The sequence below is a fragment of the Vibrio sp. Y29_XK_CS5 genome (assembly GCF_024181835.1).
GTDB classification, from domain to species: Bacteria; Pseudomonadota; Gammaproteobacteria; order Enterobacterales; family Vibrionaceae; genus Vibrio; species Vibrio harveyi.
On the sequence record NZ_JAMZAM010000005.1, the window covers coordinates 311802 to 331970 of the forward strand.

Annotated in this window: 15 protein-coding genes; 5 read left to right on the forward strand and 10 right to left on the reverse strand. The window is 44.7% G+C overall.

The features are described 5' to 3' along the window. Window positions 1–3 precede the first annotated feature (3 nt). Window positions 4–1326, forward strand: a complete 1323-nt coding sequence (locus NL647_RS20125) for a CoA-disulfide reductase (RefSeq protein WP_253650608.1) — start codon at window positions 4–6, stop codon at window positions 1324–1326. A gap of 79 nt (window positions 1327–1405) precedes the next feature. Here the strand turns inward: NL647_RS20125 and NL647_RS20130 are convergent, their stop codons facing one another. The 6 genes from NL647_RS20130 to NL647_RS20155 form a co-directional block, all read right to left on the reverse strand. Next, window positions 1406–2359, reverse strand: coding sequence for a hypothetical protein (locus NL647_RS20130; RefSeq protein ID WP_253650609.1), 954 nt, complete (start codon window positions 2357–2359; stop codon window positions 1406–1408). Window positions 2360–2362: 3 nt separating this feature from the next. Continuing rightward, entirely contained in the window at window positions 2363–3262 is a 900-nt protein-coding gene (locus NL647_RS20135; protein WP_253650610.1) for a hypothetical protein, read from the reverse strand. Window positions 3263–3265: 3 nt separating this feature from the next. Continuing rightward, on the reverse strand, window positions 3266–4216 hold the full coding sequence (locus NL647_RS20140; protein ID WP_253650611.1) for a hypothetical protein: 951 nt from the start codon (window positions 4214–4216) through the stop codon (window positions 3266–3268). Window positions 4217–4219: 3 nt separating this feature from the next. After that, the gene (locus NL647_RS20145; protein WP_253650612.1) at window positions 4220–5170 is read right to left on the reverse strand and encodes a hypothetical protein; all 951 of its coding nucleotides are present in this window, start codon (window positions 5168–5170) and stop codon (window positions 4220–4222) included. 4 nt (window positions 5171–5174) lie between these two features. After that, window positions 5175–8672, reverse strand: a complete 3498-nt coding sequence (locus NL647_RS20150) for a T6SS effector BTH_I2691 family protein (protein ID WP_253650613.1) — start codon at window positions 8670–8672, stop codon at window positions 5175–5177. A 276-nt stretch (window positions 8673–8948) separates the two neighbouring features. Then, a complete protein-coding gene (locus NL647_RS20155; protein ID WP_050940849.1) occupies window positions 8949–11333 on the reverse strand; it encodes a YgiQ family radical SAM protein in 2385 nt (794 codons plus the stop codon). Between the two features lie 408 nt (window positions 11334–11741). Here NL647_RS20155 and NL647_RS20160 point away from each other — a divergent pair, with 408 nt between their 5' ends. The 3 genes from NL647_RS20160 to NL647_RS20170 all read left to right on the forward strand — a co-directional run bounded on the left by NL647_RS20160 (window position 11742) and on the right by NL647_RS20170 (window position 15381). Further along, window positions 11742–14198: an EAL domain-containing protein gene (locus NL647_RS20160; protein ID WP_017189427.1), complete on the forward strand. Its 2457-nt coding sequence runs from the start codon at window positions 11742–11744 to the stop codon at window positions 14196–14198. A gap of 86 nt (window positions 14199–14284) precedes the next feature. Beyond that, window positions 14285–14995, forward strand: a complete 711-nt coding sequence (locus tag NL647_RS20165; RefSeq protein ID WP_017189428.1) for a hypothetical protein — start codon at window positions 14285–14287, stop codon at window positions 14993–14995. A gap of 185 nt (window positions 14996–15180) precedes the next feature. Then, on the forward strand, window positions 15181–15381 hold the full coding sequence (locus NL647_RS20170; RefSeq protein ID WP_005445023.1) for a DUF4250 domain-containing protein: 201 nt from the start codon (window positions 15181–15183) through the stop codon (window positions 15379–15381). Window positions 15382–15403: 22 nt separating this feature from the next. On the opposite strand, the gene metR is transcribed toward NL647_RS20170, so the two are convergent. Continuing rightward, a complete protein-coding gene (gene metR / locus NL647_RS20175; protein ID WP_009699336.1) occupies window positions 15404–16315 on the reverse strand; it encodes an HTH-type transcriptional regulator MetR in 912 nt (303 codons plus the stop codon). 264 nt (window positions 16316–16579) lie between these two features. Between metR and metE the strand changes: the two genes are divergently transcribed. Next, a complete protein-coding gene (metE, locus tag NL647_RS20180; RefSeq protein ID WP_253650614.1) occupies window positions 16580–18862 on the forward strand; it encodes a 5-methyltetrahydropteroyltriglutamate--homocysteine S-methyltransferase in 2283 nt (760 codons plus the stop codon). An 89-nt stretch (window positions 18863–18951) separates the two neighbouring features. Here metE and NL647_RS20185 read toward each other — a convergent pair whose 3' ends face one another. From NL647_RS20185 to yciA, 3 genes are all read right to left on the reverse strand, one after another. Beyond that, entirely contained in the window at window positions 18952–19353 is a 402-nt protein-coding gene (locus tag NL647_RS20185) for a GspS/AspS pilotin family protein (RefSeq protein WP_005445026.1), read from the reverse strand. Between the two features lie 3 nt (window positions 19354–19356). After that, the gene (locus NL647_RS20190) at window positions 19357–19653 is read right to left on the reverse strand and encodes a YciI family protein (protein ID WP_005445027.1); all 297 of its coding nucleotides are present in this window, start codon (window positions 19651–19653) and stop codon (window positions 19357–19359) included. Between the two features lie 120 nt (window positions 19654–19773). Beyond that, a complete protein-coding gene (gene yciA, locus NL647_RS20195; RefSeq protein ID WP_005445028.1) occupies window positions 19774–20169 on the reverse strand; it encodes an acyl-CoA thioester hydrolase YciA in 396 nt (131 codons plus the stop codon).

The following is a 20169-nucleotide window of genomic DNA, read 5'->3' on the forward strand; positions in this document are numbered from 1 at the left end:
AATATGAAAGTTGTTGTCGTAGGCGGTAGCGCTGCAGGTATGAGTTTCGCAGCGAAATACAAACGTAATCAGCCATCAGATGAAGTGATTGTGCTAGATAAGCGCGATTACATCTCGTTCGGTGCGTGTGGTTTACCTTACTTTGCTGGTGGCATGTTTGATGACACTGAGCGCATGATTTCTCGTACGCCAGAACAAGCGATTAAATCTGGTTTAGACGTGCGCATTGAAACTGAAATGGTGGCACTAGACTGCACAGAAAAGCAGATCAAAGTTCGTCACCAAGGCGAAGAAAGCACGATCAATTACGATATGTTAGTGATTGCCACTGGCGCACGCCCAATCGTGCCATCGTTTGGCGAGTTCAACCCAGAGCACGTATACACTCTAACCAGCATGGAAGATGGCTTGGCAGTAAAAGAAGCGCTTAAGGACATCGACAAACAACGCGTTTGCGTTATCGGCGGCGGCTTTATCGGCCTTGAAGTGTTCGATGCAGCGCACCTACTAGGTAAACACGTCACCATCATTGAGCGTGAACAACACGTGATGAGTCGTCAGTTCAGCCCAGAAATGATTGAAGTGGTAGAAGGTGCGATTCGTGAATCTGGCGCTGAGCTTAAAACTGGTTGCAGCGTATCAGCCATTCGCGACGCAGAGCAGGGCGGTTACATCGTAGAAACCGACAACGGCAATGTTGAAGCAGACGTTGTGATCATGTCACTTGGCTTCAAACCAAACACAGAAGCGTTCGAGTTACCAAAAGCAGCGAACGGCGCACTACTCGTAGATGAGTTTGGCGCAACAGAAGATGCACACATTTACGCTGTCGGCGACTGCGCTGTGGTTCACCACATGGCGCTAGGTAAATCAGTGTATGTTCCACTGGCAACCACTGCTAACAAACAAGCGCGCATGATGGCTGACAAACTAGCTGGCAAAGACACTTACATGAGCGGTTTCTTGGGCTCGTCTTGCTTGAAAGTGCTGGATTACGAACTGGCATGCACAGGTGCATCGGAATTTCTAGCTAAAGAACATGGTTTGGAAGTGAAGGTTTCAACCATTTCGGATAAGAACCAAACCGACTACTACCCAGGTCAAGAAGACATTAAAGTGAAGCTGGTTTACCACCCAGAAACCAATGTATTGCTTGGTGGTGAAATCGTGGGCAAGAAGGGCGCTGTAGGGCGAATCAATGCACTCGTTGTTGCTATCACTGCGAAGATGACCACACAGCAACTAGGCTATATGGACTTCTGCTACGCACCACCATTCGCACGTACATGGGATGCACTAAACGTTGCAGGTAACGTAGCGAAATAATTTAGTTATCCACGTAGATCAAACAAAACAAAAGGGCTCCAGAGTTGTTTCTAGAGCCCTTTTTAATGCTTGTTTTGAACTATGAAGCAGGAGTGGCTTGCTGTTCACCAGCCGCTTTTAAGCGTTCAATTTCTGACTCAGTTTGCCACTTGCCGTTGTATAGGTACTCTCGCTCTGGAAGCGGGGCATTTGACGCCCTTAAATCAAATACCTCATCGGTTTGATATTCTCTACTACAAACTGGAATACTAAACAGTCTTGATTCTGGCTTCGATTCAAACAGTTTTTTGTGGTCATCTACCTCTGTACAATCCAGTTTGTAGACCTTTGACAGTTGCGCGACCATGGATTCTAAATCCGCTTCAGTTTTAAAGAAAACATAACAATCTGATCTATCCTGTGAGCGAAAGATAGTCTTATGAGCAGTATCTCGATATCTGCATATGTCCTGCTTAAAATAGAACTGAATCACTTTCCTTTTCTTGTTGTAGTCCGCAAAAAGCCAATCTTCTCGTTCGCCTACTCTCACTTCTGTTGCTTCATCAGGCTGTCGTTTAAGCATACCAAATGAAACCAATATGAACCCACCAGCTCCGGCAAGAACCATGGGGCCAGCAACCCCAACCATCACGACACAAACTATTGCTCCAATCCAACCCATGGCTTGAGTCGCAGAGTTGACCCAATTCGGTAAATCACGTCGCTTTTTTATAACCAATCCGCGATCGGACAAGGTGTAATCATAACGATTGTCCAAACCAAATGTCAGATAAGATACACCAGACATGATTATCGTCAGACCCGATAAAATATAAGTTAAGATCATGTCACTGTTATCATGTAGGAAATAGGTAAGGAAAAATAATGGACTGACAGTGGCTATAGCAATCGATAGGTATAAGTATCGAAAAGGCTCTTCAATATCGTGCTTGTGCCAGGTTGTGAGATCTTTCCCCCTTAGAATTTCTTGCTCTTGCGCTTCTTGATAAACCGCCAATTCTTCTGGGGTGATATAAAATGGTGAATATGCCAAGGGTTACTCCTTGGCTAAAATTGAAGATATATATTCTAAATCAGGTAATGGAGCGTTTGATGTTCGTAACGTTCCCACTGCTTCTAACGGGTAATGTGTCCCGCGGAATGGCGTTGTTTTGTATATTTCTGGAAGTTTCGAGAAATCGAATAAGTCTTTCGCTTTTTGGACTTCTTTACAATCCAGTTCAAACTCTTGATTAAGCATGTTTAAGGTTTCCTCTAATTGCTTTGGTGAAGAGACGAATAGATAGGAACTTCCAATAGAGTGGTATCTTGTTACCGTTGTTTTAGCAGTGTCTTGGTACGAGCAGTCATCGTGTTTATGATATAGTTCGATTACTTTTCTATTTTTGCAGTATTCACAACAAAGCCAATTTTCACGGAGAGCCACAAGTACTTCAGTCTCCTCATTTGGTTGTCGCTTTAGCATTCGAAACGAAACCAGTATAAACCCCCCGGCTCCGACAAGAACCACAGGTCCGGCAAACGCAACCATCAATATACATACAATAGCTCCAATCCAGCCCATGACTTGAGTTGCAGAGTTTACCCAATTCGGTAAATTACGTCGTTTTTTTATAACCAACCCGCGATCGGACAAGGTGTAATCATAACGATTGTCCAACCAAAATGTCAGATAAGATACACCAGACATGATTATCGTCAGACCCGATAAAATGTAAGTTAAGATCATGTCACTGTTATCATGTAGGAAATAGGTAAGGAAAAATAATGGACTGACAGCGGCTATAGCAATCGATAAGTATAAGTATCGAAAAGGTTCTTCAATATCGTACTTGTGCCAGACTGTCAGATTATTCCCTTTCAGGATCTGTTGTTCTTGCTCTTCTTGATAAGCCGAAAACTCGTCTGGGGTGATGAAAAAAGGTAAATAAGCCAAGGGTTACTCCTTGGCTGTTGTTAGTTCAGATTTAGATTTTTCAATCTCAGACTCGGTTTGCCACTTGCCGTTGTAAAGGTATTCCCATTCAGGGATAGGTGCGTTTTGAGCTCTAAGTTCAAACGTATCATCCAGGGGGAACTCTAGGCTTCTTGCTGGTTCCGAGAGCAAGTCGTCAGGTGAATAAGCATTGAACAAGGCTTTGATATCCTCGAATTCGGTACATTTAAGTTGATACTCTTCAGAGAGCTTTTCCAGTACTCTTTTTAAGTCATTGGTTGACTTAAAAAATAGAAAACTCCTACCGCGATTATGGCATCGATTAACGGTCGTTTTCGCTACATCTCTGTAATCGCAATCGTCATACTTATGATAGAGAGTAATAACCTTGCGTTTTTTGTTGTAGTAAGCAAATAGCCAATTTTCACGCTTTGCAATTCTGATATTTGTGCGCTCTTCGGGTTGGCGTTTAAGCATTTTGAATGAGACCAAAATAAAAGCGCCTGCGCCTGTGAGAGCCATTGGGCCAGCGACAGTTACCATTAATATACAAATAGCAGCCCCAATCCAGCCCGTTGCTTGACTAGCGCTGTTCATCCATTTCGGAATGGTACTACGAGACTTAGTAATAAGCCCTTTTTCTGAAAAAACATAATGGTATCGCTTTAAAAGCCCCCACCTCATCAGAAAATAAAAAAGCATGGAGCAAAATGACAAAACAGACGCTAAGAAAATTGTGTCATCGGTTCGTTCAAAGTTTGCTAAGGCAAAAAATATCGCAATACAGACACACAAGGTTACGAGAGTAAAATAGAGGTGGATGTATCGAGAAGGCATCTCGACGTTTACAACACTCCAACGTAAAACATTGCTACCTGAGCTGATTTCTTGCTCTTGAGTCTCTTGATAAACCGCCAACTCTTCTGGGGTGATATAAAATGGTAAATGAGCCAAGGGTTACTCCTTGGCTGTTGTTAGTTCAGATTTAGATTTTTCAATCTCAGATTCGGTTCGCCACTTGCCGTTGTATATACGTCGCCATTCAGGAAGCGGGGCATTTTGAGCCCTAAGGTCAAAGGTATCAGCTACCGGAAATTCAAGGCTGCGAGACGGGATATCTTCAATTCGAGGTTCAGGTCTTCCTTCAAAAAACGCTTTATGGTCTGGAAAATCAATGCATTCAATGCCGTACTTGTTTGAAAGGGTCTCTAGCATTGCATCAAGGTCTTGAGCAGTCCTAAAGAATATGTAGCTATAACCACGAGTTTGAGCTCTGAAGACCGTGTGCTTCTCTAGATTCCATTTGGAACACTCGTCATACTTGTGGTAGAAGCGAATCACTTTACGCTTTTTGTTGTAGTAGGCGAACAGCCAATCCTCACGTTCGCCTACTTTAATTTCGGCTACTTCATTTGGTTGGCGTTTAAGCATTTTAAAGGAAACCAATATAAATGCGCCAGCGCCTGCTAGCGCCATTGGGCCAACAAGTAATACCATTAATATACATACGATAGCTCCAATCCAACCGACAGCTTGTGTAGCATTGTTCATCCAACGCGGTACAGTACTTTGTGACTTAATGACAAAGCCTTTATCAGATAAGGTATAAGTATACCTTTTGACAAAGTTGAGCCTCAAAAGAAAATATATAACTGACGTGGATAAACAAAACCCGCTAGCTAGAGTTAGTGCGGATGATAAATTGTTTAAATCAGCAAGTACGGAAAAGAGAATAATGAAGATAGCCGCAGGAATCGAAGTCATCTTCAAATAAATGTATCTAGAAGCTTCTTCGACATTTTTTGTTTGCCAGTTTTTAAAGCCTTGACCAGATGAAATCTCATGCTCTTGTACCTCTTGGTAAGCAGCAAGCTCTTCTGGGGTGATGTAAAATGGTAAATAGGCCAAATGGTTACTCCTGTAAGCTAAGTTCACTAACACTTGAGTTCAATGAGCTTATGATCGCTACTTGTTTAGTATTGTCTGAAATTGCTGTATAGGTTGCACGTTGTTTTGCACTGTTTTGGAACCAGTACTTACGGCTTAATTTGCTTTCATCGTCTAGGATGTACTCTATCTCCAATGCTAAGTAGTCAGTCGAGCCTTTGATGGGTAAATTCAATTTATAAACACTTTGAGAATCTGACGAGCTAGTCAGGGTTTCCAATTCGACTCCTGCGTGCCAAACACCTGATATCAATTCCTCTTCAGTTGCCGCAGTATTTGTTCTGAATTTGATTCCGTTTCTTGCTGCACTAATTGGGAGCTGAATATGTAGTTCAATAGCAGATAACTCTTGTTTCACTGCTGGATATTGGGTTTGTGAATTAGGAGCTACTCGCAGTATCGGCTGTTGATATATTGTTGGTTGTTCCATAATAGTGTGCAAATCAAATAGTGCTTTTTGAACGACTTCTGAATTGTGCATGTTTCTTTCTAATAACACTTCAGAACGACTCCATTTTAATCGATTTGCGCTATAGCCCCAGGGTAAATTATCTAACCACTTCTGGTACCCATCTAGTTTATTCTTGTTCCTAATGTAGTTATTCAGTAGATAAATTGCTGTAGCAGCTGCTATGACAAACATCATCGGCCAACCAAAGGTAAAAGTCGTTGTTAGAGCCCCCGTAGCCCCAAGCACCTGAACAACACTAGTACCTGTTAGCGTTAATAATGAGTAAAAATTGATGCGCTCGAAAATCTGCTCCTGACCTGTGAGGTTATCAATTTTGAACCAAGAACGGTACGCTTCTATACCCGAGGCTAGGGCTCCGAGAGCTCCGGTGATAGCAAGCCATTTATTGAAGACCTTTAGATCATCAATTGCTAGGTTTACATAGCCATCTACTTGATTTGAAACTAGAGACTTTAACGTATTAAAGGATTTTCTTCTGAGCTGGTCATTTCCTTTTACTTGGTTCCACAGTTTACCAGTGCGAATTCCCGTCCAAGCGTTTACTGTATAAAAAAGCTTTTGCTGGATATCTAAAAATTCATCTGAGGACATTAACCCTGTGTCTTGAATACTGCTCATGGCATCACCAAGCGCGATGCAGTTAAATACTAATGCCATAAAGCCTAGACCACCGGCATTCTCGAACAGTTTATTCAAATCATCGAGCTTATTAGTCGCGAGCCGCATTCGCAGTTCGACGGTTTTTTGAGGCAGATCATCGGGTAATACAATACGCTGTGGGTACTCCAATGTAGCCACAGCGAGTGCCTTCTTAATAGTCTTTTTATTTTTTAAAGCTGTTGTGTATTTAGAGTCAGCTTTGCGGTTATTTTTCTGGAAGTCAGCAATGATTGCGTCATTTTTTTCGAGCTTAATCAGATAATCATTTACGCGTGTTTTCCATTTTTTTAAATCGCGAGCGTAACCTTCTTTTATAGTTACTGGCATATTGTGTGCCATATGCTCTGCTATAACAGCAAACAGATAATAGCTATGGCGGTTCAGAGGTTTAGCAAAAACAGGCATCAGCATAATCGATGCTTGTGAGGTCAAGCTAACGCCAAACTCTATAACGCCTTTTGCAAGCGCACCTATTGCAGATTTAAAGATAATATCGAGCTCTTGGAAACCTTTGCCGATATCCTTGAGAAAGTCCGTTTCCGCAGTGTTTGGGTTGGAAACAAAATCCATGATCTTAGAGTACATGCTCACACGGTTGCTTGTAGCAGAGATCTGGTCCATCAACTGATTATCAGCATCAGAATTTTCCGAGGCGATCGACTGTTCATTCTGCGCCTCAGTAATATTCTTCTCTATTACTTTAAATAAGCTTCGGCTGAACCCAGAGGCATAGAGAGCAAGTAAACTGGTTGGTTTCTCCCATTGGCTTTCAGCCCATTGGCGGTCTTCTTCTTGCATCACCAGAGTAAATGACTCAACGGCTTGCTTGTGCAGTTGATACAAGCTGTACTGCGTGTCTTCGCTGTATAGGTCGAAGGTTCTTTCGAGATGATGCGGTGTCAAAGACTCCATTACAGCGATAAAGTCGCTTTTTACTGAAACAACTTCGGCAAGCATGGTTTCTTTTTGCTCTGACAGCTCTTGCATTTCGCTCAGCATTTGCTTCCAGTTGAGCTGCTTGCGCCAGCGTTCAGTCGCTATCCATTGCTCGTATTTACCAAATCGACTCGCAGAAATTCGATATTTGTCCTGTATTGCTTTGGCAATGTCACTTTGGGTATGTTGGTGTGATTCAATCGCTCCAGCGGAAAATTTGGCAGGATAGCCAGATTGAACTGAGCTTTTGTTTTGCTCTGCCAAATCAAGTTGGTGAGAGGAATCATAATACTCAGCCATGTCGGTATAAAACGACAGCTCTTCGCCATTACGCTTAACGCTAGCTGGCATGTCGATCTCGTCACTTGCACCAAACATACATAGTTGCATGGCAGTCTGCATCAAGTTCCACTGGTTTGAAAACTGGTCAGTGAAAAGGCGGTATGGGCTTGCGGCACCAACAAAATGCAGTGATATATCTTGAATGTCTGCGGCGTAATCTTTTATCGCGACGAAGTAGCCCGATTCTTCTTCTGGAATCGCAGAGGTTAAGTCACTCTCGGCTGCGACAGGTTTAAAGACGGAACCATCTTCATCAGCTTTGGTAGCGATGCCAGAATCTGCAAAACGCCCATCATCAACGGCAGAAGGTTCAATATCAGCCACTTGAGTTAACTTATCGATTGGTGCAATGTTGTGCTGATTCTCGTTTGCAGACAGAACAACAGTCTGCATGCGATCGATATGATTACTCGGATTGTTAAGGACGCGCATGAACATGTTCCATGTCCAGCGGTGTTCAGAGTAACAAATCGACAGCACGCTCCCATCTTCGTAAGTAAGAAAAGGTTTTGCGCCTTCTGGGGTACCACGCTGTTCGGATTCTGGGCTTTCCGACTCTCCCAGCTTGTAGAGCGTGAATTGCGTTCCTTTGATTTCGTATTCGTCTAGGCTTTTGTTGATTGCATCATAGACATACAACCAACCATCGCGAAGCTGACGCAAGGTATAGCCAACGGTATTGAGTTTGGCTGGGCCTTGGCCTTTCCATTCGTCAGGCAAACCAAAAGGTTGCGTTTCTTCTGTCTCTAGCTGATCGATGGCGTAGCGAACAGGGATGAAGTGTGCCGGTAAAGCCTCCGTTGGTTCTTTCTCGGTTTTTAAATTGAGAGGTTCTGGTTCAGACGGCGGTGGCGGATCGATTTTTTTGGTTTCTCCCTCCCAAAACATACTGCGCTCTGGAGGCGAGCCAGCCATATCATCGGATGCGGTGGTTGGAACGGTATTCAGAGATTTCAACGTGCCATCGCTTTCAAATGCCTGAACAGCTTCTTCGTGGGTATAGCTGTTGTCGTGCCAAAACATCGAAGTTTTTGGAGGAAGTGGATTACTCATCGTCAGCCTATGTTTAAGAGTTTTACTCCATTAGGCAAATATCGCACCAAAATAAAACAACTATAAATCAGCATGTTAGGTTTTCTACAACTCTGCTTTAACCAAAAAGTTGTTTGTTTTTCCAAGAAGTTGGTTGGCGTATACCATTTTTTGTATCGAAAGAGACCAAGTGTGGTTTGAAAGAGCTTGTTCTAAAGAGCAATGATTATCCAGACAAAAAAAAAAGGCTCCAGAGTTAACTCTGGAGCCCTTTTTTAGCATTCAAGTTCTATTGAATTAACGACGTTTTGGTTTGCGTTGACCTGCTGGTTTGCCTTGACCTTGAGGGCGACCTTGACCTTGCGAGCCCGTACCGTTTGAGCGATTTTGATTGTTGCTACCAGGGCGTGAGCCAGAATTTGGACGTTGACCGTTAGCGCCGCCATTACCGCGGTTTTGGTTTCCACGACCTTGTCCATTTGAGCCGCCTTGTGCTTTGCCTGAACCGTTGCGGTGACCAGATGGCTTGCCATCACGTGAGCCACCTTCAGAGCGCTTGTTCAAGTGACCACCGAAGCCTGGTTGGTTCTTGGTGTGTTTGGTTGCAAAACGATTTGCGCCGTGGCGACCAGACTTACGACGTTGCGCTGGTGTCAGTGCATCAATGTCTTCTGCAGGGACTAGACAGGTTGGCTTGTCACCAATCAAGTGCTTTTTACCCATGCTGATCAGTGCTTCACGGATCATCGGCCAGTTAGCTGGATCGTGGTAGCGAAGTAGGGCTTTATGTAGGCGACGTTGACGTTCACCTTTCGCCACTGGCACATCTTCACGTTGCTTGTACTTCACGCGTTTCAGAGGGTTTGTCTCTGAGTAGTACATCGACGTTGCGTTACACATTGGTGATGGGTAGAAGTTCTGTACTTGGTCACACTCGAAGTTGTTCTTCTTCAGCCATAGTGCCAAGTTCAGCATGTCTTCATCTTCAGTACCTGGGTGCGCCGAGATGAAGTAAGGGATCAGGTATTGTTTCTTACCCGCTTCCGCGCTGTACTTCTCAAACATCTCTTTAAAGCGGTCGTAAGTACCCATGCCCGGCTTCATCATCAGATCCAGTGGACCTTTCTCTGTGTGCTCTGGTGCAATTTTCAGGTAACCACCGACGTGATGAGTCACAAGCTCTTTGACGTATTCTGGTGATTCAATCGCAAGGTCGTAACGTACGCCAGATGCGATCATGACTTTCTTCACACCTTCTACTTTACGCGCGGCGCGGTAAAGATCGATGGTGTGTTTATGGTCTGTGTTTAGCTTGTTACAGATGCCCGGGAACACGCAAGAAGGACGACGACAGTTTGCTTCTGCTTTCGGATCGCTACAACCAAGACGGTACATGTTTGCTGTTGGGCCACCCAAGTCAGAGATTGTGCCCGTAAAGCCTGGAACTTTGTCGCGGATCTCTTCCAGCTCATTAATGATGGACTCTTGCGAACGGTTTTGGATGATACGACCTTCGTGTTCGGTAATTGAACAGAAAGAACAGCCACCAAAACAGCCACGCATGATGTTAACCGAAGTTTTGATCATGTCGTAAGCCGGGATCTTTGCTTTGCCATACATAGGGTGAGGAACACGCGCGTACGATAGGCCGAATACGTAATCCATTTCTTCTGTCGTCAAAGGAATTGGCGCTTGGTTTACCCAAAGCTCGCGGTCGCCATGACGTTGCAATAGAGCACGACCCGAATATGGGTTGGTCTCTAAGTGCAGAACACGGCTGGCATGGGCATAAAGAATACGGTCGTTGTGCAATTTTTCGAAGGCTGGTAGGCGCACCGCTGTGTTCGCTGCATCATGACGTGATGGACGAATCGTGATTGGCTGTGCAACAGGCTCTTCTTTTTTAGTATCGCACTGAGTTTCCACTTCGTATGGGTTCTTTGGTACGAACGCTTCTTTACGAGGTTTCTCAATACGAGAAGAATCGATAACGGTGTAACCTTCTGGTTCAGCTGGTAGGTTCACTGCCGTACCGCGAATGTTGGTCATGGTAGAAATATCTTCGCCATCAGCAAGACGGTGAGCCACTTCCACTAGGGCACGTTCTGCGTTACCAAAAAGAAGGATGTCAGCTTTTGCATCGAACAGAACAGAGCGGCGCACTTTATCTGACCAATAATCGTAGTGAGCTACGCGACGTAAGCTAGCTTCGATACCACCAAGAACGATAGGTGTGCCTTTATAAGCTTCACGACAACGTTGCGAGTACACCAACGTTGCACGATCTGGGCGTTTTCCGCCTTCGTTGTTTGGCGTGTAAGCATCATCATGACGAAGTTTTTTGTCCGCCGTGTAACGGTTGATCATGGAGTCCATGTTACCCGCGGTGATTCCGAAGAACAGATTTGGCTTACCAAGCTGCATGAAAGCGTCTTTGTTGTTCCATTCTGGTTGAGCAATGATACCGACGCGGAAGCCTTGTGCCTCCAACAGACGACCGATGATCGCCATACCAAAGCTCGGGTGGTCCACATACGCGTCACCCGTGACAATGATAATGTCACAACTATCCCATCCTAGGGCATCCATTTCTTTGCGACTGGTCGGCAAGAAAGGTGCCGTACCAAAACACTCAGCCCAGTATTTTTTGTACTCATGAATAGGAGTAATGTCGTTGGTCATATTTTGCTCTCTGTTCCAAGGAGCGCGAATTATAGCGATTTGATGATCAGGTATCTATACCCAACTCTCTTAATCAAGCTTAGTTCAGCCACTTTTATTTCTAGATGAAAATGACTCGCAATTAGAGGTGGGTTTTCTTGTGTTATCTCCTTCTAGCCCTTGTGGTTATTGCCTTTGTCTAAGATTAAAAATTATCGTTACGCAATAGTGTGCTTATGTAAAACTCTTCCTATAATTTAACTAGTGCATACAAATGCATACGTCATTTTGACTCCAAATAATGACTGAATGCGTAGACATTCCAGATTGTGTTTTGACCACTTTGCAATCATAAAAAAACAGCAAAACGCGGCGACACGATGGGAAATCATTAGACAGAGTGAAAGGCTAAAAATAGGGGGCTAGGTAATGAGTGAAGTATTGTCTATTGCACAAGGAGAAGTGCACCCAGCGTCCGGTCAGCATCAAATCATCGAGTGGTCTTATGATATCTATACTCGAGAGTTTGAATGTGACCAACGAGGGATGATGTCCATATTCGGCTTAAAAGAGCCATTAAAAGGGTTGGATGATTTGTTTGACCACATGCTGCTGGGTCAACAGGGGGCTGCGAGGGAGAAAGTCTCTCAAGTAGAGCTTAATGGCGGGCATGGCAGTTTGTCTTGCTGTTTAATGCCTAACGAATCCATGCTGGTTCACGTTGATTTGAGTTTTGAACGTCTTAATGATCATGTGGTTCAAGGTATGGTTATCCCCCAACTCAGTATTACAGGTTGTGAAGAGCTGGCAAAAATTCTCGAAACGATTTTTGATTTGCCAAACGTTGGCATCTTAGTCGCCGATCAGGAAACAAGAATTCTTGGCTGTAATCGAGCCTTTGAGCAGCAAATGGGGTATGAAAATCGTGATATTGTTGGTTTGAAAACCTACATTTTTAGCTCGGACCATCACAGCAAAGCTTTTTATGACGATATCTGGGAACAGATTGATCAAGAAGGTTTCTGGAATGGGAACCTATTGAGCCGCACTGCCAACGGTAGCAATCAAGCGCATCATTTATGTATTTATCGTTTGAACTTCACTTCGGGTCGAACGCTCTTTCTTGGTTTTTCGACGGATATTTCTGCATCGTTATTGTGGATGAAGAAAGCCGGAGAACAACCCCAACAATGGTCTGCTTTCCTGCCTCCACGTGAAGAGTTCGAATCTCGACTTGCCAAGCTAGTACAAGAAACTGGTAACAAAGAGCTTAATATCGTTATGACTCTACGTCCTAATTTCTCACCAAAAACCATACTCGAACAACAACTCGGTCTTGCTGATTTTGTGATGCGCAGCCGACACGCGAGTATTGCCGGTCAATTGTCAAAAGATGTGTTTGTGGTGTGTTTGCAAACTCCGCACTGTCAGTGGTTAAGCCCTCTACGTCTGATCCAAATTGCACTAAGAGGCTTCTTTGTTGAACTAAGAAATGAATTAGGAACCAGTATGCATGATGTGATTGTAGAGGGACAAATGGGGGTGTCAGTCCTAGGCTACGATACTAATAACCCAAGACAGGCACTAGTACACGCTGCTCAAGCGATGGTTTCCTCATCTTCTGGGGATAAGAGCTACTTCAATTTTTACAACAGTGAACTGCACGATGAGTTGGTTAAGCGTCATCATTTAGAAGCGTTTTTAAGAACGCAAATTGAGAGTCAGTTGGTTGATGTGTATTACCAACCGATCATTGAAACTCGTAGCGGAAAGGTGGTGAAGTTCGAAGCTTTGGCGCGCTTTTACCACCATAACAAAACCTATGACACGCAAGAAATGATTTCTGTAGTCGAAGACTTGGAGTTGGTCGCCGCTTTGGATGATGTGGTATGCCGAACGGCGCTGAAGCAATTGCCTCATATTCAAAAAGTGTATGGTGAGGATATTGGTTTAACTATTAATCGTTCATTAAATACCAAATTGGATTCGTTGCAAGTATTGCAAAGCTCGTTTGATTTGATCGCTGAAAGTGGAGTAGATCCAAGTCGAATCACTATTGAGCTCACTGAAACGGCTTACTTTGAACAAGACCAAGAACACACCACTGCCCTTGAAGAGCTACGAGGGCAGGGTATTAAGATCGCCATTGATGACTTTGGTACGGGGTACTCTTCGTTTTCTTATCTGGAAAAGGGGCAGTTTGATCTGCTTAAAATCGATCGTAAGTTTGTCAAAGATATCGAAGAGGGGAGCACTAAATACAACATCGTGAAGATGATTACGGAACTGGCACACAAACTTGGCGTTAAAGTCGTTGCCGAAGGCGTTGAATCGGAACAGGAATTACAAGTGCTTGCGAATGTGGGTGTGGATTATATGCAAGGCTTTTTGTTTTCTCAGGCGGTGCCATTGGTGTTACTAGATAAGCCGCAATGCCATCAGAAACGCTTTAAGGACGTCAAGGTTAAGCCAACTCACGACGCTCCTTTGTTGTCATTGAGTCATCGTGACGTTCGTCGCTTAGACCCGGGTGAGCCATTGTCGTTAGCGGTTGAATTTATGAACTTGAGCCCGGATGCGCCGCTCGTAGTCGTGAATGAAAAACGCTGTGTCGGACTGATCACCAAAGAGCAGGTGAACTTGCATTTGACGCCTGCAATGGGGACTGATTTGGAGTCAGAAAGAGAAAACCGCATTTGGAAACGTCCGGTAAACCAAATTATGAACACGGAATTTGAGCAAATAGATGCGAGTATTTCAGTTTCACAAGTTCGCGAGTTGGTCAAAACAGGCAAAAAATTTCCTTGGATTTTATGTGACTCGCAAAATGAATACCGCGGTTTATTGACCCAAGAAGATGTATTGACGTATCTAGCCACGCTCTAGTCGTGGCTTGGCCGTAATAAAGCACAGTAGCATGTTGGGTTTAGGTGGTTTGGCGATAGGCGATTTGCTATTATCGCCACCCCAAAATGACTTTTGAGTTTGTATTCAACATGATTCAACAACTGCTGTTAACTTTTCCTCCAATGCTGTTTGGCGCTCAAGCGCTGTTGACGTTGCTTTTGATCAAAGGTGATATTTGTCCTGGTCAACGTGGTCGTCTGCACAAGATGCTGCCATCTATAGGTATTCTTTGGTTGGCAGTAGCGTCGCTTCGTATTGAAGCATTCATGATCGTATTCGCGATTTTCTACTTCTACTCTCAAGTTCAAACTAAGAAGACACGTGAGAAAGGTCCGCTATGGGCGTTGCATCTAGCGAATGGCTTAGCGTTTGCGTATGTGAGTATCCAAGTATTCGAGCAAGCGCATTGGGCGGCTTCTGCGTCAATGGCTGTCATGATTTTCTTTTTGGGGGCAGTATTTGCTCAGTTGCTTCTCGTTATCGCGCGCAGTCGTTTGCAAGCTTTCCACCGCATTTTACCTGTGGCTGGTGTGGTATCGGGTATGTTGCTAGTCGTGCTGACCTTGTTTTCTGCATATCAACTTGATGAAGCAACACTGAACTCAGTCACACAGCATATCTTGGCGTCGCTAGCCATGTTGATCATAGCGATTGTGGTTTGGTGTTGGCACATCTTTACGCACAAAGCACCGAATAAGGCTCAGCTTGCTGCAGCGCTGCTGCTTGCTTTGGCATCCATGACAAGTCTCCAAGGCCTGTTTCTACTTGGCGCGTAAGCTGCTGGGTTATCTTTTCCCCATACAATTTCACAAATGAGCTCGGGATTTAGACCGAGCTCACTTTCAAATCATTCGATTAAGTCTACGCTTTAGTTATAGCCTCTATTTGTTTAGAGCGCGCCTAGACGCATGTGCTCAACAAAACCCTGAGGCTAAATACCTTGTCTTAGAGGAGTGTCGCTATGGACTTAAGCAATGTGAGTAACTGGGACAGCATTATTTTGCTGGGTATCGTCAATGAAAAGCTGCGCTTAGAATGCGACAGTTTCGAAGAGCTGGTTTCTATGTACGAGATGGATGTTGAATCGGTAGTGGGCAAGCTTGATATGCTCGGCTATCAATATGACCCACTTACCAATCAGTTCAAATCTTACGAACGCTAATCTTGTCTCTATATCTGAATCATTAAGCCATCTTGATGCCATCAAGGTGGCTTTTGCATTGTTGGCGTGCCGTGGCAAAGAATGCTTGTAGATAGCGCTTCTCCTTTTCTGAATTTCGTGTTGCGGCAAACAAACGACGCCATAACCCATTACCAAAAGGCTTACTGGTGATGAGCCCTTGGCGCGAAAACTCTGAAATCGCCCAATTAGGCAGTGCGGCAACACCTAATCCTGCTGACACCATTTGCACTAACATCAAAGTATTATCTGCTTGCTTCCACTTCGCAGGTTCAACCCCCGCTGGCTGTAAAAAGTGTTTCACGACATCTAATCTCTGTTTCTGAACCGGGTAGGAGAGCATGGTTTGATCGGCAAGATCTTCTGGTTCAATGATGTCTTTATTAGCAAGCGGATGGCTGGTGGACGTGATCAAACGCATTTCGAAATCAAACAGCGGCTCATAGTGTACTTCTGAGCGTGGTTGAATGTCGGATGTGATCACCAAGTCAAGCTCTCCGGCAAGCAACGCAGGGAGAGGTTCAAAACCAAAACCGGAAGAGAAGTCGAGCGTGACGCTTGGCCAGGTAACTTGGTATTCCTTCAACGCAGGCATCAGCCATTGAAAGCAAGAATGGCACTCGATAGCCATATGTAAACGTCCATTGACATCTTCTTTCAAGCTCGCGAGTTCATTCTCTGCTCGGGCGAGTTTGGGTAAAACGTCATCGGCAAGACGAAGTAATATTTCACCTTCGGATGTGAACTTCACTGGTCGTGTTTTACGCAAAAACAACTGACCACCGATGCGAGATTCAAGATCTTTGATTTGGTGAGAAAGAGCGGATTGCGTCAGGTGCAGTGCTGTCGCTGTGGCCGTGAGTGACCCTGTGTCTCGTAACGAGGTCAGAGTGCGTAAGTGTTTCAACTCTATCATGAATCCCATTCATCCTTGTGTTTCTACCATGAGCTTTATTAACTTACCGATAAAAATTGGATATGTAAACGTCTAGACGTCTATTTGTTTTGAGAGATTACGAGTGAGTGCTCTCATTATGAATTTTCCTAATAAACAAGTTGAATAATTGGATGTTGTTCAATTTGCCCCTCAGAGAGATAGTTTTAGCCATCCAGACATCTTGGTGAAATTTAATCTCGATGTACTGACTCAAATATCAGACACTGCAAAAGGAATACGGACATGACAACGACAACGCATATTCTTGGATACCCACGCATTGGCGAAAAGCGCGAGCTGAAGTTTGCACAGGAGAAATACTGGCGAGGAGAAATTGAACAAACTGAGCTTAAACAAGTAGGGGCGACACTTCGTGAAAAGAACTGGGCTACTCAAGCTGAAGCGGGATTGAGCTTCGCGACGGCTGGCGATTTTGCTTGGTATGATCATGTATTGACCACCACTCTGCTGCTAGGGCACACACCAAAGCGCCACGCTAATGGCTTTCCGGATTTAGACACACTATTCAAAGTCGGGCGTGGGCAATCTCAAGCGGGTTGCGGTTGTTCTGGGGCGGCTGCGTCTGATATGACCAAGTGGTTTAATACCAACTATCACTACATTGTGCCGGAGTTCAGCAAAGACGATAGTTTTGAAGTCAGTTGGCCTCAATTGTTCGAAGAGGTGAACGATGCCATAAAACTGGGTCATAACGTGAAACCCGTTTTGTTGGGGCCATTGAGCTACCTGTATTTAGGAAAAGAAATCGAAGAAGATTTTGATCGCCTCACCTTATTGCCAAGATTGCTAACCGCTTATCAAGCGATTCTGTCCAAATTAGCAAATCAAGGCGTCGAATGGGTCCAAATCGATGAGCCGATTCTTTCTCTGGAGCTTGAAGAGAAGTGGGGCGACGCATTCAAATTGGCATATCAAGTCATTCGTAGCGATGTCAAAGTTCTACTTACTACCTATTTTGATTCGGTGAGTGACACGTTAGATAAGATTGTCGAATTGCCAGTTGATGGCCTTCATATCGATTTATCCGCGTCGCCTGAGCAGCTTGATGAGGTGGTGGAAAAACTGCCACAAGGTTGGGTACTTTCTGCGGGTGTGGTGAATGGTCGTAATGTATGGCGCTCTGACTTGAGTGCGCAGCGTGAACGTTTGCAACCCGTTAAGGATAAACTTGGTGACAATCTATGGGTAGCCAGCTCTTGCTCACTGTTACACAGCCCTGTGGATTTGGATCTTGAGCCAGCGCTCAGTGATGAAGTTAAAAGTTGGTTTGCGTTTGCCAAACAAAAAGTCACGGAAGTTGCGTTACTTGGTCGTGCGCTCGATGGTGACCACAACGCGATATTGGCGTGTGATACATATAGCCAACCAATTAAAGATCGCAAAACGGCTGCTTATGTCAACAAGCCACATGTACAAGCCCGCTTGAATAGCATCTCAGCATCCTTAACTGAGCGCAGCGCACCCTATGCAGAGCGAGCTGCGCATCAAGCGGAAGTGTTAGGGTTACCTCTACTACCAACGACGACGATTGGTTCCTTCCCTCAAACCAGTGAGATTCGTGTTCAGCGCAGTGCGTTTCGTAGTGGTCAACTTTCGACGGATGACTATCACCAAGCGCTAAAAGGGCACATTGCAGATGCGGTTAGACGTCAAGAAGCCCTCGATCTTGATGTATTAGTGCACGGTGAAGCAGAGCGTAACGATATGGTGGAGTACTTTGCAGAAAACTTAGCAGGGTTCCAGACGACGAAGTTTGGCTGGGTTCAAAGCTACGGTTCTCGTTGCGTTAAGCCTGCTATTGTTGTCGCAGATATTGAACGTGAAAAACCAATCACGGTTGAATGGTCAACTTATGCTCAGTCTTTAACGAATAAGAAAATGAAAGGGATGCTGACAGGACCAGTGACAATTCTATGTTGGACTTTCCCTCGTGAAGATATCACCCGTAAAGCAATTGCTGACCAACTTGCTTTGGCACTGCGCGATGAAGTGTCTGATTTACAACAGGCTGGCATCAATATCATTCAAATTGATGAACCTGCTATCCGTGAAGGTTTGCCACTGAAAAAACGTGACCATAAAGCGTATCTGCAATGGGCTGTCGATGCATTCAAGATCGCGGCGGCAAGCGCTAAACCAGAAACGCAAATTCATACGCACATGTGTTATAGCGAGTTTAATGAAATCATTGATTCTGTTGCCGCGTTAGATGCAGATGTGATTACCATTGAAACTTCGCGCTCGAACATGGAATTGCTCAAAGCGTTCGAAGACTTCAATTACCCTAACGAAATCGGTCCGGGCGTTTACGATATTCACTCGCCGAACATTCCATCGGAAGAATGGATCGAAGAGCTAATCAAGAAAGCGGCAGAGAAGATTCCGGCACAGCGTTTGTGGGTAAATCCTGATTGTGGATTAAAGACGCGTAACTGGTCAGAAACAGAAGCTGCGTTAGCGAATCTAGTCTCCGCGGCGAAAAAGCTACGAGCGGAGCTGGTTTAGTCGTGAAGATTGAGTAGAAACGAAAAAGCGAGGGGATAGCCCCTCGCTTTTGCTTGTTTGTGATTGGATTAAGCTAACCATTCCAACCTTTACTGTGGCTTTTGACTCGCCGTACAGGTTTGTTCTGAAACCAACTCGTCTGCCATCAACTGACCACGAGAATTTCTAATTTTAATGCGGTACATCAAGCCCATATCGATCTGTTCACGCACTGTTGGTGTGTTGCAGTAAGTATAGATACTGGTGTTCAGTACTTGATTTAGTGGTTTTGCACCGAGTGCATCGTCGTTATAGATCATCATCATCTCAACCACATTTTTGTTGGATGATACGCGTAGGATCTTGAGTGGACCGTATTCGAGCGGTAAACCCGCAGAGAGAACGCCTGCACGATTAGATGCCATCAATTCAAGTTGACGCTGCTTATCATCATTCGATGAACAACCCGCCAAGGCACCTAATGCGAGGAAGAGACACAGTAATTTTTTCATAACTTAAAACACTTTTTTGAACGGTTTTACGATCACGTTTTCGTAAACACCCGCCGCAATATAAGGATCCGCATCAGCCCAAGCTTGCGCATCTTCCAAAGATGCGAACTCGGCGATTACGGTCGAGCCAGTAAAGCCCGCTTCACCTGGATTGTCAGAATCGATAGCTGGCATTGGACCGGCGGTCAACAAGCGACCTTCATCATGAAGCTGTTGCAAGCGCTCAAGATGTTGAGGGCGAACACTCAGACGCTTTTCCAATGAATTCTCGACGTCCTGAGAAAAGATGACGTACCACATAGCATAGTTCCTTAATCGGTGGGGTAAAGCCTTAATTTAACGCCTTTTTTGTGCCTCTCACAAGTCAACATAAGAAATTGTGAGCTTCTTCCTAGCATTTGGTCCCTTTCGGGTGCTTTGTTACTTCAGAATTGGGCGAGGCTTACCATCACTGTCGATAGCGACATAGTTAAAGGTGGCATCACAAACCATGAAACGGTCTTCAACACCATCGACTTTGACTGGTTTTACCCAAACCTCTAGATCAACGCTCATCGAAGTGCGACCAATTTTACTGCATACGCCGTAGCAACATACAACGTCCCCAACGCTAACAGGCTTTTTAAAGGTAATGCTGGAAACTGACACAGTAACAACGCGACCTGAAGATATTTCTTTGGCCAAGATTGCGCCAGCTAAGTCCAACTGAGACATGATCCAACCACCGAAGATATCGCCGTTGGCATTGGTGTCGGCCGGCATTGCCAAAGTACGAAGCAGTAATTGCCCTTTAGGTGAATGACCTTCTTCACTCAT